A 19,090-nucleotide genomic window follows, 5' to 3' on the forward strand; every position below is an offset into this window, starting at 1 on the left:
GGTGCCCACCCGGCCCGGCGGCCACACCGGCGCGAAGCCCGGCACGAAGGTGACGGCGGGCGGGGCCACCGGCGTCGCCAGGACGGCGTGGAAGACCGTGCCGACGTGCCGACGTGCCGGCGCGGCGCAAGGCAAGGCCCCGGCCGGAAAGAGCTTTCGGTGAAGGGCTCGGAAAGGGGCGTGGGGAAGTCAGCCGGCGAGCACGGCCCGCACGAAGGCGTTGGCGAACTTCCCCTCCGCGTCCAGCTCCCGCGCCAGCGCCCGGAAGTCGTCCAGCCGCGGGTACCGGCCCCGCAGCACCTCGGCCGGCACGGCGAACACCTTCCCCCAGTGCGGCCGCGCGTCGAAGGGGTCCAGCGCCGCCTCCAGCCGGCGCACCACCGGCAGCACGGCCCCGGTGTCCTGGACCCAGGTGAAGTGCAGCGCCACGCTGTCCCGCCCGTGGGCCGGGCTCAGCCACTGCTCGTCGGCGGCGACGGTCCGCACCTCGCAGGTCTGCAGCACGGGGGCGACCGCCTCCCGGATCCCGCCGACCGCCTCCAGCGCGGCCACGGCGTGCCGCCGCGGCAGCAGGTACTCCGACTGCAGCTCCGCGCCGCTGCTCGGGGTGAACTCGGCCCGGAAGTGCGGCAGCCGCTCGTGCCACGGCCCCGCGACGCCGAACTGCTCCGTGCAGTTGACCGCGGGCATGCCCGGCACGGGGTGCATCTTCTCGGTGGCGGGGGAGGCCCACGGAAAGTCCGGCAGCGGCTGGTCGGTGCGCCGCTTGAGCCACACCTGCCGGAACCCCGGCTCCCGCCAGTCGGTGAACAGGCTCACGCTGTACGCGGCCGACATCACCGTGTCGAAGGCGCGCGCGGTCAGCCCGGCGGGCGGCAGCTCGGTGAACACGTGCTGCTCGACCTCGAAGGCCGGCTCCAGGTCCAGGGTGAGCGCGGTGACCACCCCGAGCGCGCCGAGGGAGGTCACGGCCCCGCCGAAGCGCTCCTCGTGGCGCCCGACGGTGACCGTGGAACCGTCCGCCGTCACCAGCTCCACCTCACGGACGGCCGACGCCAGCGGGCGGTTGCCGACCCCCGAGCCGTGGGTGCCGGTCGCGACCGAGCCGGCCACCGAGATGTGCGGCAGCGAGGCCATGTTGGGCAGCGCCAGACCGTGCGCGTGCACGCGGCGGGCCAGCTCCGCGTACCGGACCCCGCCGCCCACCCGGACCGTGCGGGCCGCCGTGTCGACCTCCACCTCGCCCGGGAGGGCGGCCAGCGACAGCAGGACGCCCCCGGCGCCCGGCTCGGCTATCCCGTTGAAGGAGTGCCCGCTGCCCAGCACCCGCACCCGCGCGCTGCCCGCCACCAGCTTCCGCAGCGCCTCCGGCGAGCGCGGGCGGTGCAGCCCGGCGGTGTAGGTGATGTTGCCCGCCCAGTTCGTCACGGTCTCGGCCATCCGTCGTCCTTCTCCGAGGTGCCGGGAACCGGCAGGTCCCCGGGGGACCGGGAAGTCCCCGCCGGAACCTACCTCGACGCGCCCGTGGTGTGTCCATTGCTCCGGCCGCCCGGCGGCACCTACCGTGGACAGCGCTTTCCCTCCCTTAGCCGCCGAGCCGGAAGGCCGCCTCCTTGACCGAGCGCCCCCGGGCACTGTTCGCCATGACCGCCCAGAACGTGCCCCTGGTCTTCCCGCCGGAGGTCCTGGCGCGCCTGCGGGAGTCGGTCCGCGTCGACCCCGCCCTGGTCGCGCAGGACCTCACCGATCCCCGGATCCGCCCGACGCTCGGCCGAACCGAGATCCTGATCACGGGCTGGGGCTGCCCCCGCCTGGACGCGGCGGTCCTCGACGCGGCCCCGCGCCTGCGCGCGGTGCTGCACTCGGCGGGCTCGGTCAAGGGCTTCGCCACGCCCGAGCTGGGGCGGCGCGGCATCGCCGTCTCCTCGGCGGCCGACGCCAACGCCCTGCCGGTCGCCGAGTACACCCTCGCCATGATCCTCCTCGCCGGGAAGGACGTCCTGGCCGCCCGCGACCGGCTGCGCGCCGAACGCACCGCCGCCGGCCCGGGCCTCGTCCCCGGCATCGGCAACCACGGCCGCCGCGTCGGCGTCGTCGGCGCCTCCCGCGTCGGCCGCCGCGTCCTCGCCCTCCTGCGCCCCTTCGACCTGCGCCCGGCCCTCACCGACCCCTACGCCGACGAGCGGCAGGCCGCCGCCCTCGGCGTCCCCCTGCTGCCGCTGGACGAGCTGCTGCGCACCTCCTCCGTCGTCACCCTGCACGCTCCCGGGACGCCCGGGACCCGCGGGCTGATCGGCCGCCGCGAGCTGGCCCTGATGCCCGACGGGGCGGTACTGATCAACACCGCGCGCGGTTCCCTGGTGGACACCGCCGCCCTCACCGCCGAACTGCGCACCGGCCGCCTGGCCGCGATCCTCGACGTCACCGACCCCGAGCCGCTCCCCGCCGACTCCCCCCTGTACGACCTGCCGAACGCGTTCGTCACCCCGCACCTCGCCGGCTCCCAGGGCAACGAACTGGCCCGCCTCGGCCGCACGGTCGCCGAGGAGGCCGCCCGGCTCGTGGCCGGGGACGGGCTGGCGCACGCGGTGGACCTCTCGGCGCTGGAGCACATGGCCTGACCCGGCGCGGCCGGTGCCGCCCGGCAGCCCGGCGGACGATGACGTACGTCTCACCGGTCCGGCCTGGGGGGACCCGGTACCGAGTCCGAGCGCGCGGGGGCATACCGTGAGGAGTCGTACGTCCGAACCGGGAGGAGACACGGGATGGGCAGCCGCACCGCGCTGGTCGAGGATCTGATGGAGCGCTTCCCGCACGTGCCGCGGGAGGCCGTCCTCAAGGAGGACCTGCTCCGCGGCGGCGTGGCCTTCGACCCGTCCGCGCTGAGCGACAACGAGGGCGGCGAGGTCAAGCCGAAGTCCTACTTCATCTTCTCCTTCGACCACGGCACCCTGCCCGAGCTGGGCGAGGCGGCCCTCAGGCGCCCGCCCGAGGAGATCGTCCTCACGGGCGGCCCGTACGGCCTGCGCCGGACCGTCGTCTCCGTGCGCGTGAACCCGTCCTCGCCCTACCGCGTCGCCGCCGGCGAGGACGGCGTGCTCGGCCTCTACCTCGACGGCGCGCGCATCGCCGACGTCGGCGTCCCGCCGATGCCCGAGTACTACCGGCACACCCTGTCCAACGGGAAGTCCGTCATGGAGGTCGCCCCGACCATCCAGTGGGGCTACCTGATCTACCTGACCGTCTTCCGGGTCTGCCAGTACTTCGGCGCCAAGGAGGAGTGCCAGTACTGCGACATCAACCACAACTGGCGCCAGCACAAGGCGGCCGGGCGGCCGTACACGGGTGTGAAGGACGTCGAGGAGGTCCTGGAGGCGCTGGAGATCATCGACCGGTACGACACCCAGAAGGCGTCCACCGCCTACACGCTCACCGGCGGCGCGATCACCAAGACGGTCGCGGGCCGCGACGAGGCCGACTTCTACGGCCACTACGCCAAGGCCATCGAGGAGCGCTTCCCCGGCCGCTGGATCGGCAAGGTCGTCGCCCAGGCGCTGCCCAAGGCCGACGTGCAGCGCTTCAAGGACTACGGCGTGCAGATCTACCACCCCAACTTCGAGGTGTGGGACCGCCGCCTGTTCGAGCTGTACTGCCCCGGCAAGGAACGCTACGTCGGACGCGACGAGTGGCACCGCCGCATCCTGGACTCGGCGGACGTCTTCGGCGCCCGCAACGTCATCCCCAACTTCGTCGCGGGCGTGGAGATGGCCGAGCCGTTCGGCTTCACCACCGTCGACGAGGCCATCGCCTCCACCACCGAGGGCCTGCGCTTCTTCATGTCGCACGGCATCACGCCCCGCTTCACCACCTGGTGCCCGGAGCCCACCACCCCGCTCGGCAAGGCCAACCCGCAGGGCGCGCCGCTGGAGTACCACATCCGCCTGCTGGAGGCCTACCGCGCCACCATGGACGACTTCGGCCTGTCCTCGCCGCCCGGCTACGGCCCGCCCGGCCCCGGCCGCGCCGTGTTCTCCGTCAGCTCCTTCATGGACAGCCTCCCGGCGGAGGAGCCCGTCGAGGTGTGACCCCGGCCGGCCCGGGGCCCGGCCGAGGGGAGCGCTCCGCCCCCCGGCCGGGATGTGAATACGGCGCTTGTCAGTCGTGCCGAAGGCGTGAAAAGCTCTTTTCCTGCCGCGAGGTTCCCCCCAACTCCACTGCCACTATGGTGAGTTGACCTCGCTCGTGGATGCAGGAGACCCATGCCCGACCTGCCGACCCCCCAGGACGCCGCCGAGGCCGCGCTGTTCTCCGAGTGCTGGGACGCGGTCCTCTCCTACGCCGACCTGTGCACGTCCGGTTCCACCGCCGCCGCGCAGCTGGCCCGGGAGGCGTTCGCACACGGCGTCCGCGAGGCCCGCGAGGCCGAGGCCGGCACGGCCCGCGGCGCCCGCTCGCCCCGCCTGCCCCGCATCCCCCGGCTGCTGACCGCCGTCCGCACCACCGCGGCGGCCTGGGAGGAACAGGGGCGGGGCCACCGGCTCGACCCCGACCTGCGCCTGTGGCTCGGCTCGGACAGGGCCGCCCGCTACACCGGACCGCCCCTGCAGCGCCCGCTCGCCCTGCGCGCGCTGCGCGACCTGCGGCAGGCCGACGCCGAACTGCTGTGGCTGGCCGAGGTGGAGGCCCTGCCGCTGTCGCTCGCGGCCCGCCGGATCGGCCTGGACCCGGCCACCGCGGCCGACGAACTCGCCCAGGTGCGCGGCCTGTTCCGGGACCGCTGCCACCGCAACCACCTCGACACCCCGATGGACGCCCCGTGCCGCAGCTACGCCAGGCTGCTGGACGCCGTCACCCGCTCACCCGCCGCCGACGCCCCCGACGACCTCTCCCGGCACCTCGCCACCTGCGTGCCGTGCGCCGAGGCCGCCGCCTGCCTCGGGCCGCACGGCGGCGCGCTGCCCGGCGCACTGGCCGGCGGGGTGCTCGGCTGGGGCGGCTTGGCCTACCTGGAGCGCCGCCGCCGCGCCGCCGAGGCGCGCCTGGGCGCAGGCCGCCCGGACACACCGGACGCGGAGGTACCGGACCCGGCGGAGCACAAGGCGCGCGTCGCCCGCAACGGCCTGCTCGTCGCCGCCGTCCTGGTCTCCCTGCTGGCGCTGGCCGTCTCGATGATGCCGTTCGACGGCACCGCCGACGACCCCGGCCTCCGCGCCGACGCCGGCCGCCAGCCGGTGGCCGACCCCGCCGTGCCCCCACCGCCCGCCGGGGCCCCCTCGCCCTCCCGCTCCCCGGACGACCCCCCGGAGCCGTCCGGCCGGGTCCCGAAGAGCACACGGGAGCGGAAGAAACCCGAGCCGGAACCCCAGAACACCACCACCACCGCCGCCTCCGCCTCCGCTACCGCCACCGCCTCCGCCGCTCCCGCCGGGCAGGAGCCCACCGCGGGCGGCGAGCCGTCCTGCCGGGTCGCGTACGACCTCGTCAACCAGTGGCCCGACGGCTTCCAGGCCACCGTCACCGTCACCACCGGCGAACCCCTCGACTCCTGGCGCGTGGCCTGGTCCTTCCCGGACGGCCAGCGGATCGGACAGATGTGGGACGCCACCGCCGCCCAGAACGGCGCCCGCGTCACCGCCGTCGCCGCCGGCTACAACAGGACCGTCCCCGCCGGCGGCCGCCTCGCCTTCGGCTTCCTCGCCTCCTGGCACGGCAGGAACTCCCCGCCCCACGACTTCACCCTCAACGGCCGCCCCTGCGCCAGGGCCTGACCGGCACGGTCCGGAAAAAGAGTTGACGGGCCCGCACGGGAGCGGACTACTGTTGCGGAACATCACGCGGTGGCCGGTGGGCCGCCGCACCGAGCACGAGCGGACGAGGAGGTGTCGACCGATGGCTGTCGCCGCGACGAGCGCTGCCCGCGCACAGGAATCCATCAAGTCCACCTCCGTGGCCGCCGGCTGACCTTCCTTCCTCTTTCCGCGCACGCGGTGCGTGCGCGGCGCCGGGGCCACCCTCGTGAAGGGTCACCCCTTGACTTCCACCCCTGCTTTCCCCGCGCTGGCTCCCTACGGCTGGGACGAGGCCTGGGCCGACGCGTTCACCCCGTACGCCGCCGAGGGGCTGCTGCCCGGACGCGTTGTCCGGGTCGACCGCGGGCAGTGCGACGTCGTCACCGCCGGCGGGACCGTGCGGGCCGACACCGCGTTCGTCACCCCCCACGACCCCCTGCGGGTCGTGTGCACCGGCGACTGGGCCGCCGTCGAACCCGGCGGGAACCCGCGCTACGTCCGCGCGTACCTGCCGCGCCGGACCGCCTTCGTGCGCTCCACCTCCTCCAAGCGGTCCGAGGGGCAGATCCTCGCCGCCAACGTCGACCACGCCGTCGTCGCCGTGTCCCTGGCCGTCGAACTCGACCTCGCCCGCATCGAGCGGTTCCTCGCGCTCGCCTGGGAGTCCGGGGCACAGCCGGTCGTGGTGCTCACCAAGGCCGACCTCGTGCCGGACGCGGTGACCCGCTCGCACCTCGTCCAGGACGTCGAGACCAGCGCGCCGGGCGTGCCGGTGCTGACCGCCAGCGCCGTGGACGGGGAAGGGCTCGACGTGCTCGCCGCGCTCGTCTCCGGCGGAACGGCGGTCCTCCTCGGGCAGTCCGGCGCGGGCAAGTCCACCCTCGCCAACGCGCTCCTCGGCCAGGACGTGATGGACGTCCGGGCCACCCGGGACGCCGACGGCAAGGGCCGTCACACCACGACCACCCGCAACCTCCTCGCCCTGCCCGGCGGGGGCGTGCTCATCGACACCCCCGGACTGCGGGGCGTGGGCCTGTGGGACGCCGGCGGCGGCGTCGGCCAGGTGTTCGCCGAGATCGAGGAGCTGGCCGAGCGGTGCCGCTTCCACGACTGCGCGCACGAGAGCGAACCGGGGTGCGCGGTGCGGGAGGCCGTCGAGAGCGGTGAACTGCCCGAACGGCGGCTGGAGAGCTACCGCAAGCTGCTGCGGGAGAACCAGCGGATCGTCGCCAAGACGGACGCCAGGCTCCGCGCCGAGATCCGCAAGGACTGGAAGCGGAAGGGGGCGATGGGGAAGGCGGCGATGGAGGCCAAGCGGGGCCGCCTGAGGTAGGCGGGCCCCGGGCCGCCCGGCCGCCGGGGCCGCCTCCCTGTCCGATTTCCGCCAGCCCCGTCCCCGGGCACGGCGCAGACTGGACCCGTGATGGACGAGGACCCCAGGTACGAGGCCGTACGCAGCAGGGACGCGCGTTTCGACGGCGAGTTCTTCTTCGCCGTCGAGACGACCGGCATCTACTGCCGTCCCAGCTGCCCGGCGGTCACCCCGAAGCGCCGCAACGTGCGGTTCTTCCCCACGGCCGCCGCCGCGCAGGCGCACGGCTTCCGCGCCTGCCGGCGGTGCCGCCCGGACGCCGTGCCCGGCTCCGCCGCCTGGAACGTCCGCGCCGACGTGGTGGGCCGCGCCATGCGCCTCATCGCCGACGGGGTCGTCGACCGCGAGGGCGTCGCCGGGCTCGCCGCACGGCTCGGCTACAGCCCCCGGCAGGTCCAGCGGCAGCTCACCGCCGAGCTCGGCGCCGGTCCCGTCGCGCTCGCCCGGGCCCAGCGGGCGCACACCGCGCGCGTCCTGCTGCAGACCACCGCGCTGCCCGTCACGGAGATCGCCTTCGCGTCGGGGTTCGCCAGCGTACGGCAGTTCAACGACACGATCCGCGCCGTCTACGCGGCGACCCCGAGCGAGCTGCGCGCGGCCGCCCCCCGCGGCGGCCGGGCGGCCCGACGCGCGGCCGCCCCGACCGCCGGGATCCCGCTGCGGCTCGCCCACCGCGGCCCCTACCAGGCCGAATACGTCTTCGACCTGCTGGAGAGCGAGGCGGTACCCGGCATCGAGGAGGTGAGCGGCCCACCGGGCGCCCGCACCTACCGGCGCACCCTGCGCCTGCCGTACGGCACCGGCATCGCCGCCGTCGGCGAGCGGCCCGGCGCCCCGGGCTCCGGCTCCGGCGCCCACCCGGGCGGCTGGCTCGACGCCCGGCTGCACCTGACCGACCTCCGCGACCTGACCACCGCCGTCCAGCGGCTGCGGCGGCTGTTCGACCTCGACGCCGACCCGTACGCCGTCGACGAGCGCCTCGGCACCGACCCCCGGCTCGCCCCGCTGGTCGCCGCCCGGCCCGGACTGCGCTCGCCGGGCGCCGCCGACCCGGAGGAACGGGCGGTGCGCGCGCTGGTGGGCCGCACGCGGGCCGGACAGCTCGTCCGGCGCTACGGCAAGGTCCTCGACGCCCCCTGCGGCGGTCTCACCCACCTGTTCCCCGAATCCGCCGTCCTCGCCGAGGCCGAGCCCGGCGGCACCCTGGGCGCGCTCGCCGCCGCCCTCGCCGACGGCGCCGTACGCCTGGACCCGGGCGCCGACCGGGACGACGCGCGGGACGCCCTGCTCGCCGTACCCGGCCTGGACGCCCGTACGGTCGCCGAGATCCGCGCCCGCGCCCTCGGCGACCCCGACGTGGCCCCGCCCGGCGCCGACGTCCCCGACAGCTGGCGCCCCTGGCGCTCGTACGCCCTGCACCACCTGCGCGCGGCAGGGGAAGAGGAGTGGTGATGACCCTCTGGACCACCGTCGACAGCCCGCTGGGCCCCCTCCTGCTGACCGCCGACCCGGCCGGTGCGCTCACCTCCGTCTCCGTGCCCGGGCAGAAGGGCGGCCGCACGGTGCGGGAGGACTGGCGGCGCGACCCCGGACCCTTCCGCGAGGCCGCGGAGCAGCTCGCCGCCTACTTCGCCGGGGAGCTGAAGGAGTTCCGGCTGGCGTGGCGCACCGACGGCACCGCCTTCCGCGAGAAGGTGTGGGCCGCCCTGGACTCCGTCCCCTACGGCGCGACGGTGACCTACGGGGAGCTCGCCGCCCGCGTCGGAGCGCCCAGGGCCGCCGTACGGGCCGTCGGCGGCGCCCTCGGCGCCAACCCGCTGCTGATCGTCCGCCCCTGCCACCGGGTGATCGGCGCCGACGGCTCGCTGACCGGGTACGCGGGCGGGCTGGAGCGCAAGGTGCGGCTGCTGCGGCTCGAAGGCGTGCTCCCGGGCATCCCTCCCGAGCGCTGACCGGGCGCTGACCGGGCGCTGCCGGGCGCGCCCGTCCGTTCCCGGCCGCCGCCCGCTCAGACCGCCGCCCGCTCAGACCGCCGCCCGCTCAGGCCGCCGCGGCGGCCTGAGCGGCCAGGGCCGCCAGCAGCCAGTCGTGCGCCGAACCGGGGGTCGGCTCCGGCCGGCCGCCCGGCGGGGTGACCAGCTCGGCCACGAGTTCCCAGTACCGGTCGAGCCGCGGGTCGGCCGCGAGCTGCCCGGCCAGCACACGGCGGAAGTCCGGGGTGTCCCGCGTGCCGTACGCGCTCGCGTACGCGGCCACGAAGCCGTCCAGCGCCTCACCGGGACGCGGCTCGCGGTCCCGGCGCAGCTGGACGCCCGCCAGCTCGTAGGCCTCGGCCAGACCCGTGTACAGCACGGCCGCCCCGCGGGCCCCCGCGCGCCGGTGCGCCTCGGGCTGGGGCCGGACGGCACCCGGGCACGGGCGGGTCGTCAGCGCGTGCAGCCGGGCGAAGGCGAGCACCTGCGCCGGGTCCGGGTCGCCGGGCGGCTGTGGGACCGCCACCTCCAGGAACGCGGCGACCGACCGGGCCGGCATCCTCGGCGGCAGCCAGGCGCGCCAGAAACGCGCCAGCGGGTCCGTGCTCGGCGGGGCCGGCACCGCGCCGACCAGGAGCAGCCGGTCGGCCCGCTCCGCGGGCGGGCAGTCCCGCACCAGCCGCAGCGCCGCCTCGCGCCAGCGCAGCGCCCCGAGCTCGGAGCCGAGTGCGCGCAGCCGCCCGGCGACGGCGTCCTCCAGCGCGCTCCCCGCGTCCGCCCCGCCCCCGCGGTCCTCCTCGTCGAGGATGCGGCGCACCTCGGAAACCGGCAGGTCCAGGGCGCGCAGGGATCGGATCAGACGCAGCCGGTCCAGCGCGCCGGGACCGTAGCGGCGGTGCCCGCCGGCGCTGCGGGAGGCCTCCGGCAGCAGACCGCGGTCGGAGTAGAAGCGGACGGTCTTGACGGTGACGCCCGCGTGCTCGGCGAGCTCGCCGATGCCCCACAGGCCGTCGTGCGACACGGACAGTTGAACCTCCCTCAGGGGGAGTTCCTACGGTACCGGCGAGCGCGGGCCGGGCGCAGGGCCGGCCCGCGGACGACGGCGCGCTCGAGGAGAGGGTCATGACCGCATTCATCCTGGTGTCCGGCGTGTTCACCGGTGCCCACGTCTGGCAGGAGACGGCCGCGCGACTGGCCGCGGCGGGCGCCGAGGCGCACACGGCCGCCCTCACCGGACTCGACGCGTCCCGCCCCGCCACGGGGTCCCGCGTCGACCTGGAGACCCACATCGCGGACGTGGTGGGGACGATCGACGCGGTGGCCGCGGCGGCGCCCGGCCGGGACGTGGTGCTGGTCGGCCACGACTACGGCATCCACCCGGTGCTGGGCGCCGCCGACCGCCGGGCGGAGCGCGTCGCGCGCGTCGTCCACCTCGACGCGGGGATGCCGCGGGACGGCGTCCCGGCCCTGGCCGCGATACCCGACCAGGAACTGCGCGCGCGGCTGGCCGGGTGCGCCGCCCCCGGGAGGACCGACGGGGAGCTGGCGCCGCCCGCGGACCGTGACGCCTGGCAGCGCTGGGGCAGCACCGCCGAGGTGTCCGACGCGGCGCTGGACCGGCTCACCGCCCTCGCCGCGCCGCAGCCGCTGGGCACCCTGCTGCAGCCGCTGCGGCTGACCGGCGCGGCGGCCGCGGTGCCCACCACCGGCGTGCTGTGCACCGGCAACGGAGTGAGCATCGAGATGGTCCAGAAGCTGGTGGACTTCGGCGACCCCGCCCTGCAGGCCCTGGCCGGCCCCTCGGTGACCTTCTTCGAACTGCCCACCGGGCACTGGCCGATGCTGTCCCGCCCCGCCGACCTGGCCGGCGTGCTGCTGCGGGCCGCGGCCGGCGAGGGGCACCGGCTGACACCGGCCGGGCAGGCGGGACCGCCCGCGCACCTGCGGCCGTTCCTGCTGGAGGTTCCCGAGTGCCCGCGCGAACGGCGCGACCACGTCGACCTCCACCTGCCCGGGACCGGGGACCCCCGGCCGGCGGTGGTGTTCGTGCACGGCGGCCCGGTGCCCGCCGGGACCCGGCCCACCCCGCGGGACTGGCCGACCCTGGTGGGATACGCCCGGTACGCGGCCGGGCAGGGGGTGGTGGGCGTGACCCTCGACCACCGTCTGCACGACGTGACCCACTACGGGCGGGCAGCCGCCGACGTGGCCGCCGCGGTGGAGCTGGTGCGGGACCATCCGCGGGTGGACCCCGACCGGGTCGCGCTGTGGTTCTTCTCGGGCGGCGGGCTGCTCGCGGCGGACTGGCTGGCGGCGCCCCCGGCGTGGCTGCGCTGCCTGGCCGCCACCTACCCGATCCTGGCGCCCCTGCCGAACTGGGGGCTGACCGGCCACCGCTTCCGCCCGGCGGACGCGGTGGCCGGGGCGGGCGCCCTGCCCGTCGTGCTCACCCGGGCCGGCCTGGAGACCCCCGAGATCGCCGCCACGGTCGAGGAGTTCCTGGCCGCGGCCGGGCGCTGCGCGGCGGACGTCGAGGTGGTCGACGTGCCGCACGGCCGCCACGGCTTCGAGACCCTCGACCCGACCGACGAGTCGCGCGAGGCCGTGCGCCGCGCGATGCGCTCGGTGCTGGCGCGTCTGACGGCCTGACCCGGCCGCACCCCGGACCGGGGGCGCGGCCGGGTCAGGCGAGGAGCACCGCCCCCAGCCACGCCCCCGCGATCAGCAGGCAGGCGAACAGCTCCACCAGCACGCTCCAGCCGCCCGCGCGCAGCACCGTGCGCACGGCCGCTGCCGCCGCGCCGTGGCGGCCCAGGCGCAGGCGTTCGCAGACGTAGAGGCCGGCCACGAAACCGGGTACCGCACCGGCCACGGGGATCAGGAAGAAACCGAGGACCGCGCCCGTGCCCGCGTACGCCAGCATGCGGCGGGTGGTGCCGGTCGCCCGCAGCCGCCGCGGCGGCAGGGCCCAGCGCGCGGCCTGGGAGAGCAGCAGCGCGGCCGTGGCGCCCACGAGCACCCACCAGGCGGCGGGCCGCGGGTCCCGCAGCGCCCACCACAGGACCGCGGCCCACACCAGCGGTGACCCGGGCACCCTGGGCAGCAGCACTCCGACCAGGCCGAGCAGGATCACCAGACCGACCGGCAGGAGGTCCCACGCTCCCATCTGTCCAGGGTGCCGGAGCGCGGCCCGGCCCGCGAAGCAGCGAACGGCCCCGCGCCCGCGCGGGGCCGGTTCCGCGGCACCCGGCCCCGCGCGTACGCCCGCCGCCCCGCCGGGGCCGTGCCGTCACCCCGTCCGGCTCCTGCCTGGCTCCCGCCCGGTGACGCCGCAGCGGCAGCGCGTCCCGCCGCCCCGGCCCGGACGGCCCGGGACGGGCCGACGCAGGCTCCGGCGGACCGGACACGGGCACCCTCCGGCTCGGGCGGCGCTGAGGGGCTGGGGGAGCGCCTCACCGGGCGGCCCGCTGCGCGGTGGGCAGGCGGCGGCACCGGGACGGCCGGACGGCACCCCCGGCGCCGGGCGCCGCCCCTCCCCGCGGGCCGGACCCGCGGGTGAACGCCCGTGGCGGGACGGGAGACGGCCGCGGCGCGAACCCGCCCCGGCACGCCGTCGCCGTACCGCCCGCCGCCCCGCCGGGGCGGGGGCCGGCCGGGCTCACGACGTGCCCGGCCGGAAGGGGGAGCGGGCCCGGCGGCACCCGTCGCGCGACCGTTTCACGGCTCACCCGGCACGCCGCCCCCGCGCGCGGGGGCGCGGCGGTTTTTCCCGATGCACCGTGTCCATCGGGCCCGCGCGGTGGACAATTGGCGGCATGAGCCAGCAGGGGGGAAGGCCCACCGGTCACGAGGACGACTGGTGGGGGCAGTTGTACGACGACTCCACCGGCGACACGGGCCCGGCGCCCGCGGCCGATTCCCTGGACGACCGTTTCGCGTCGGCCTCCGGGGCACTGGACGACCGCGACCGGCCGGCTCCGGGAGCCGCCCCGGGAGCCGTGGCCGACCGGCCCGCCGCCGGCCCCCACGGCCAGGTTCCGGCACAGCGCGCCGGCACCGACGCCCCGCGCCCGGCCGGTCCCCCGCCGCGCGCCCCCTGGGAGCCACCGCCCCCCGGTCCCGCCGGTCCGGTGACCTTCCCGGCGGACCGGGGCCCGGCGGGGCAGGAGCCGCCAGGGCGAAGTCCGTCGGAGCGCAGCCCAGTTGAGCGCAGCCCAGGTGAGCGGAGGTCACCGATCCGGCGTCCGGCGGGGCAGGCGCCGCCGCGGTACGAGCCCTCGGGGCAGGAGCCGCCCGGGCACGGCGAACCGCCGCCCCGGGACCGTACGGCCGCGGCGACCGGGAGTCCCACGGCCCCGCCGCCCCCCGTCCCGGCGGAACCCCCCGCTCCCACCGTCCCCGCCTCCTGGCTGCCGCCCGGCACCCCGCCGTCGCCCCCGTCGCCCCCCGCGGCCCCGCCCGCCCGCGGCGACGGCCGGGACCGCCCCGTGCCGCCGGCCGGCGCCGTGCCCGCCCGCCCCGCCGCCCCGCCCCGCTCCTACGTCGGCTCCCGCCCGCCCACCTACGACGCCGAACCCACCGCGCTTCCGCCCGCCGACCCCGACCACCTGGACGACCTGGTCGCGGACACCGTGCTCGACGGCGCCCGGTACGGGGCCTGCGCCCTGCGCGCCGCCTCCGTGCGCGGGGACTCGGCGCGCTACCGCGGGGAACCGCGTCGCGACGCGCTGCTCACCGCCCGGTTCGGCACGGGCGAACAGGCGCTGGTGCTGGTCGCGATGGCGACCGGGGCCAGGGCCGCGCCGGGGGCGCACCGCGCGGCCGCCGAGGCCTGCCGGTGGATCGGCCGGGCGGTGGGCCGCAGCCACCCGAGGCTCGTCGAGGACATCAGGGCCGCCCGGCGCGGCGACCTCAAGTCCGGCCTGCACCGCCTCACCGGCCGCACCCTCGGCAGGCTCCGCGCGGGCGCCGTCGAACAGGGCCTGCGGCCGCAGGAGTACCCGGTCACCCTGCGCTGCCTCCTCCTGCCCGCCGACCCCGAGTGCCGTACGCGTGTCTTCTTCGGCGTCGGCGCGGGCGGCCTGTTCCGGCTGCGCGACGACCGGTGGCAGGACATCGAGCCGCAGGTCACCGAGGTCACCGGCGAGCCCGTCGTGGGCTTCGGCTCACCGCCCGCCGAAACCCCCGGGGGCGACCGGCTCACCATGGACCTGGGCATCCCCACGCCGCCCAGCCCGTACGAACCCGCCCCGCAGCCGCCCCCCGAACCCTTCCGCTTCCGCGCCTCCGTCGCCCGCCCCGGCGACGTACTCCTGATGTGCAGCGCGGGCCTCGCCGAGCCGCTGCACGGCGAACCGGAGCTGTGCGCGTACCTGGCGCAGCGGTGGTCCGGGTCCGAACCGCCCGGGCTCGCCGCGTTCCTCGCCGACACCCAGGTGCGGGTCAAGGGGTACGCGGACGACCGTACGGCGGCCGCCGTGTGGGAGGCCTGACCCCGCGGGCGTTCCGGGAAGGGCGTGCGCGACCGTCGAAGTTCGGCCAACTTGACCGCCCGTCACGGACGGTACCCGGCAGCTGCGGTCCTTCTCCGAGCCCGCCGGGACCGGCGGACCGGCCCCGGCGGGCGGGCCGGTTCCCGGCGGACGGGATCCGGCCCCGCACGCAGGGGTCCGCAGGAGCGCGGCCCTCCGGAGCCGTCCGCCGTCCCGTGGACCACCGCCGCCTCCGGCACCAGGAGTACCCGCTCGCCCCGGCCGGTGGCGCCACCCCCCGCCGTACCCCCGCCCGGGCCGCGAGCGCCGTACGGGTGGCCGAACACCCGGTCGTCGGGGATCCGACATGACTGCCGGATGCCCGATCGGGCAAGGATCCCCGTGAACGTGTTCGAGCAGGAGGGGAACCGACATCGGCACGCAGGCGGGGGTCATGAAGAGGCAGGCACGAGGAGGCGGTCCCATGACGATCAGGGCCTCCTCGGCGGAAACGGTGGAGGACAGGACCGACAGCGGCACCGATCCGGTGCCGGCGTCCCAGTTGAGGCGCCGGCTCGGGCGGGCGGACCTGCGGGCGGTGCCCGAGGCCCGCAGGGCGTTGCGGGAACTGCTCGGGCACTGGGGGAAGCCGGGGCGATCGGAGATAGCGGAACTGCTCACCAGCGAACTCGTCACCAACGCGCTCGTCCACACCGATGACGACGCGGTGCTCACGGCCACCGTCGGACCCCGCGGACTGCGTGTGGAGGTGCGGGACTTCGTGGCCCGCAGGCCCAGGGTCCGCTTACCGGACGCCGGCGACGGTACGCACGGCCGGGGCCTGGTCCTGGTGCAGTCCCTCGCGGACGCCTGGGGGATCCGGGCGCACGGGGTGGGGAAGGCGGTCTGGTTCGAACTCGACGCGAACGCCGCGTGAAACGGCGACGGGACGGGGCGCGGCTCGCTTCGAGCCGCGCCCCGTCCCGTGCGCCCGGGTCCCGTCGCGCCGGTCCCTAACCGAACTGCTGCTCCAGGTCCTTGAGCTTGCGCTCCAGGGAGTCCAGGCGCGGCAGGGCCATGGTGTCGTCCTCCGCGGTGAGGTCGACGGTGACCGGGTCAGAACCGCTGCGCACGGGCTGCAGGGAGGGACGCGTGCGGGCGGGCAGCTGCTCCGGCCCGGATATGGCAGGCTCCGCGGGGACCAGTTCGGAGCCGCGCTCCACGGGCTGCACCTCGACCTGGCGTCCGCCGCCGCGGCCGACGAAGCCGCGGTGGCCACGGCTGATCGCCTTCAGCTGGGCCCGCTCCACGCGCTCCTGCTCACGGCGCCGGCGCCGGGCCTCCTCCTTCTGGCGCTTGTCCTCGCGCACCTCCTCGACCGCCTCGTCGAGGCTGCGGACGCCCTCCAGGAGCATCAGCGACCAGGCCCGGTACGTCTCGCGGGGCGCCCGCAGCCAGCGCACGACGCGGATCTGCGGCAGCGGCCTGGGCACCAGGCCCTGTTCGCGCAGGGCGGCCCGGCGGGTCTGCTTCAGCGCGCGGTCGAAGAGCACCGCCGCGGACAGCGACATGCCGGCGAAGAAGTGCGGAGCGCCGTCGTGGCCCACGCCCCTGGGCGCGTGCACCCAGTTGAACCAGGCCGCGGCGAAAGCGAAGGTCCACACGAGTATCCGGGAGCCGAGCGCCGCGTCGCCGTGGCTCGCCTCGCGCACCGCCAGCACGGAGCAGAACATCGCCGCGCCGTCCAGGCCGAACGGCACCAGGTACTGCCAGCCGCCGGACAGGCCGAGGTTCTGCTCGCCGAAGCCGACCAGGCCGTGGAAGGAGAGCGCGGCGGCGACGGCCGCGCAGCAGAAGAGGAGGACGTAGGAGACGGTGCCGTATATGGCCTCCTTGCGCCTGCGGCGCTCTTCGGCGCGCTCCCACGAATCGTCGGCGCTCGTGTCCTTGACCGAGGAGCGCTTGCCGCGCGCGAGCACCGCCACCGCCGCCAGCATGCCCAGGAGCAGCACGGCGCCCGGAAGCAGCCAGTTCAGCGATATGTCGGTCAGTCTCATCTGGGGGTCCCTTGCATTGGGATAGGGCGTAACGCCCGCCATGGTGGCCCAATCCCGCCGGACCTCAGGGGGTTTCGGGGCAAGAGGCCGCCAAGGAGGTGCAAGGGGATGCCCAGGACGGCGTTCTGCTCGAACTGCCGCTTGAGGGGCGGGAGTTGAGTTCGAATAAGACTACCCGGACGGGCGGTTCCACGGAAACTTCCGGTGGTGCGTGAGGAAGTTGTGAATCACCTGCGGCCGCGCGGGAGTCCTTCTCGCGGTGATCTTAGGGGACGGTCCGGGGGCGGGCGCACCGGGGGTCGCCGAGGCTGTGCCCGCCGTCGTCGCGGGACGGTCCGGGGGCGGGCGCACCCGGGCGGTTCCCGGGGCCGCCCGGACGGGCGGGGCGCCCGGGGGCCTCAGCCGGCGGCCGCGACCGCCACTTCGGCGCCCCGGCCGGCGGCGCAGGTGCGCGGGCAGGTGGCGCAGGTGTCCTCGGGACGCAGCGTGTAGAACATGCAGCAGCTCACCCGGTCCCTGGTCCGCACCGGGGCCTCGTCCGGCCCGGTCAGCTCGCGGAAGGCCACCGCGCCGACGTAGGGCTTGGCCGTGCCCGGCAGCAGCAGCTCCAGTTCGTGTGCCGCGCGCCGCTCCTCGCCGCCGCCGAGCAGCCGGGCGACGTACCACAGCCCTTCGACGACCTCGTCGGTCGCCATGCCCCACAGGGCCCGGCCGCGGCGCCGCATGCGCGGCCCGAAACCGGCGAGGACGGGTTCGAGGTGCTCGGCGACCGCGGCGCGCACCTCCGCCCGCAGCGCCTCCTCGTCCGGGACCACGCGCGCGCCGGGCAGCGCGGCGGCCGGGTCGCCGGGCAGGCAGGCGAAGCCGGCCGGGCGGACGGCCATGCGGCCGACGGCCAGGCCGGGGGCCGTGCGGTCGTACGAGACGTGCGTCACGGGGTAGCGCGGCACGCGGCGGTGCAGGAACCACGGCACGGTGATCAGCAGGCAGGCGGGCCAGGCGTACCGGTGCAGCCCGAAACTCGCAATCACGTCCGGGCGGGCCCGCTGCCCGTAGTCCCGCAGCACCTGCGCGTCGTCCCAGTCCAGGAACGCGTCCAAGGCGGCCCCGCCTGCGGCGAGCTGGGCGGCGGAGATCCAGCCGCCGCCCCTGGGGAGCTCCTCGCCCGCGCCCAGCTCGGTGACGGCCAGCCCCGGGAAGGCCTCGTTGAGGCGGGCGTACGCCGCCGTGACGGCCGAACGGAGCGCAGGCATGCGGACCACCCCTCCACGTCTGGTCGAACCCGGCTGCTTGAGGCAAGCCTTACCTTACCCAAGATCGTCGGGATTTGAACTGACGGCCCGGGCGCTTAGGGTGCTTGACGGCTGAACGACAACCCGCCGTAATGACCCCAAGTACCGACACGTCCGGAGGAGGACCCCGTGAAGCAGGACACCCAGGGCTCCGCCGGGGCGGCGATTCCCGGGGGCCGGGGTGCGCGGGGTCTGCCGGGAGGCGGGCGCGGCAGCCGGGCGCGGGTGCCGGCGCAGCCCGGCGCGGTGGACGCGGGCCGGGACGCGGACGCGGGCCGGGAGAGGGGGGCCCGCGCGGCCGGTGCCGCGCGGGGCGAGCACACGCACGGTGAGCCGGCCCCGCCGCGCCCCGCCGTGCAGCGGTCCTCCGTGCGGGGGCAGATCCTCGACGCGCTGCGGACCGCACTGGTGACGGGCGAGCTGCGGCCCGGTGAGGTGTACTCGGCGCCGGTGCTAGCCGAGCGGTTCGGGGTGTCCGCGACGCCGGTGCGGGAGGCCATGCAGCAGCTGACGCTGGAAGGGGCCGTCGAGGTCGTGCCGAACCGCGGGTTCCGCGTGGTCGAGCGCGGGGCGCGGGAGCTGGCGGAGCTGGCGGAGGTGCGGGCGCTGATCGAGGTGCCGGTGATGCTGCGGCTCGCCCGTACGGTGCCGGCGGAGCGGTGGGCCGAGCTGCGGCCGCTCGCCGAGGCGACGGTGCGCGCGGCGTCGTCCGGGTGCCGGGCGACGTACGCCGAGTGCGACCGCGCCTTCCACCGGGCGGTGCTGTCGCTCTCCGGCAACGCGCAGCTCGTCCGGATCGCCGAGGACCTGCACCGGCGCGCGCAGTGGCCGCTGGTGGGCGGTGGGCCCGGGGCGGCGCGCGCCCGGGCGGCGGAACTGGTGGCCGACGCGCACGAGCACACGGCGTTGCTGGACGCGCTGATCGCGGGGGACCTGGACGTGGTGCGGGCGCTGGTGGGGGAGCACTTCGCGGGCGCGTGCTGACGTGCCGACGTGTTGCCGGGGGCGCCTGCCCGCGGCCGTCCGTGCGGAGCCGGCGGGCGGGCGCGCAAGCCCTGCGGTTGGTCGCGTCCGTTCCGCCCCGGCGGGTACGCACGCCCCGGCCCGGGCCGCGGTGCGGCGGGGCGGGCCGTTCG

15 protein-coding genes are annotated in these 19,090 nt (G+C 76.7%); 10 read left to right on the plus strand and 5 right to left on the minus strand.

Going from position 1 to position 19,090, the window contains the following annotated elements; genetic code table 11:
• Positions 1-189: 189 nt before the first annotated feature.
• Positions 190-1,440, minus strand: a complete 1,251-nt coding sequence (locus tag AB0L29_RS33230; RefSeq protein ID WP_365832681.1) for an FAD-binding protein — start codon at positions 1,438-1,440, stop codon at positions 190-192.
• 173 nt (positions 1,441-1,613) lie between these two features.
• On the opposite strand from AB0L29_RS33230, the gene AB0L29_RS33235 reads away from it, so the two are divergent.
• The 6 genes from AB0L29_RS33235 (at position 1,614) to AB0L29_RS33260 (ending at position 9,113) form a co-directional block, all read left to right on the plus strand.
• Positions 1,614-2,621, plus strand: a complete 1,008-nt coding sequence (locus AB0L29_RS33235; RefSeq protein WP_365832683.1) for a hydroxyacid dehydrogenase — start codon at positions 1,614-1,616, stop codon at positions 2,619-2,621.
• Between the two features lie 144 nt (positions 2,622-2,765).
• Positions 2,766-4,085, plus strand: coding sequence for a radical SAM protein (locus tag AB0L29_RS33240; RefSeq protein ID WP_365832685.1), 1,320 nt, complete (start codon positions 2,766-2,768; stop codon positions 4,083-4,085).
• A 174-nt stretch (positions 4,086-4,259) separates the two neighbouring features.
• Positions 4,260-5,768 (plus strand): cellulose-binding domain-containing protein, encoded by a 1,509-nt coding sequence (locus AB0L29_RS33245; RefSeq protein WP_365832687.1) that lies wholly within the window; start codon positions 4,260-4,262, stop codon positions 5,766-5,768.
• A 262-nt stretch (positions 5,769-6,030) separates the two neighbouring features.
• The gene (gene rsgA, locus AB0L29_RS33250) at positions 6,031-7,122 is read left to right on the plus strand and encodes a ribosome small subunit-dependent GTPase A (RefSeq protein WP_365832689.1); all 1,092 of its coding nucleotides are present in this window, start codon (positions 6,031-6,033) and stop codon (positions 7,120-7,122) included.
• A gap of 90 nt (positions 7,123-7,212) precedes the next feature.
• The gene (locus tag AB0L29_RS33255; protein WP_365832718.1) at positions 7,213-8,613 is read left to right on the plus strand and encodes an AlkA N-terminal domain-containing protein; all 1,401 of its coding nucleotides are present in this window, start codon (positions 7,213-7,215) and stop codon (positions 8,611-8,613) included.
• Positions 8,613-9,113, plus strand: a complete 501-nt coding sequence (locus tag AB0L29_RS33260; RefSeq protein ID WP_365832691.1) for a methylated-DNA--[protein]-cysteine S-methyltransferase — start codon at positions 8,613-8,615, stop codon at positions 9,111-9,113. The genes AB0L29_RS33255 and AB0L29_RS33260 overlap by 1 nt, the downstream gene beginning before the upstream one ends.
• 88 nt (positions 9,114-9,201) lie before the next feature.
• Here the strand turns inward: AB0L29_RS33260 and AB0L29_RS33265 are convergent, their stop codons facing one another.
• Entirely contained in the window at positions 9,202-10,161 is a 960-nt protein-coding gene (locus tag AB0L29_RS33265; protein ID WP_365832720.1) for a MerR family transcriptional regulator, read from the minus strand.
• 95 nt (positions 10,162-10,256) lie between these two features.
• Between AB0L29_RS33265 and AB0L29_RS33270 the strand changes: the two genes are divergently transcribed.
• Positions 10,257-11,783, plus strand: a complete 1,527-nt coding sequence (locus AB0L29_RS33270; RefSeq protein WP_365832692.1) for an alpha/beta fold hydrolase — start codon at positions 10,257-10,259, stop codon at positions 11,781-11,783.
• Positions 11,784-11,817: 34 nt separating this feature from the next.
• Here AB0L29_RS33270 and AB0L29_RS33275 read toward each other — a convergent pair whose 3' ends face one another.
• A complete protein-coding gene (locus tag AB0L29_RS33275) occupies positions 11,818-12,300 on the minus strand; it encodes a DUF456 domain-containing protein (RefSeq protein WP_365832694.1) in 483 nt (160 codons plus the stop codon).
• Positions 12,301-12,949: 649 nt separating this feature from the next.
• Between AB0L29_RS33275 and AB0L29_RS33280 the strand changes: the two genes are divergently transcribed.
• Together AB0L29_RS33280 and AB0L29_RS33285 are read left to right on the plus strand one after the other, a co-directional pair.
• A complete protein-coding gene (locus AB0L29_RS33280) occupies positions 12,950-14,626 on the plus strand; it encodes a protein phosphatase 2C domain-containing protein (protein WP_365832696.1) in 1,677 nt (558 codons plus the stop codon).
• Positions 14,627-15,089: 463 nt separating this feature from the next.
• The gene (locus AB0L29_RS33285) at positions 15,090-15,542 is read left to right on the plus strand and encodes an ATP-binding protein (protein ID WP_365832698.1); all 453 of its coding nucleotides are present in this window, start codon (positions 15,090-15,092) and stop codon (positions 15,540-15,542) included.
• A gap of 76 nt (positions 15,543-15,618) precedes the next feature.
• Here the strand turns inward: AB0L29_RS33285 and AB0L29_RS33290 are convergent, their stop codons facing one another.
• Positions 15,619-16,662, minus strand: a complete 1,044-nt coding sequence (locus AB0L29_RS33290; RefSeq protein ID WP_365832700.1) for a DUF2637 domain-containing protein — start codon at positions 16,660-16,662, stop codon at positions 15,619-15,621.
• 398 nt (positions 16,663-17,060) lie between these two features.
• Positions 17,061-17,915, minus strand: a complete 855-nt coding sequence (locus AB0L29_RS33295; RefSeq protein ID WP_365832702.1) for a (2Fe-2S)-binding protein — start codon at positions 17,913-17,915, stop codon at positions 17,061-17,063.
• Positions 17,916-18,119: 204 nt separating this feature from the next.
• Here AB0L29_RS33295 and AB0L29_RS33300 point away from each other — a divergent pair, with 204 nt between their 5' ends.
• Complete coding sequence (locus AB0L29_RS33300) at positions 18,120-18,938, plus strand: GntR family transcriptional regulator (protein WP_365832722.1); 819 nt, start codon at positions 18,120-18,122, stop codon at positions 18,936-18,938.
• Positions 18,939-19,090 lie beyond the last annotated feature (152 nt).

It is taken from the genome of Streptomyces sp. NPDC052701 (assembly GCF_040678355.1).
Lineage (GTDB): Bacteria > Actinomycetota > Actinomycetes > Streptomycetales > Streptomycetaceae > Streptomyces.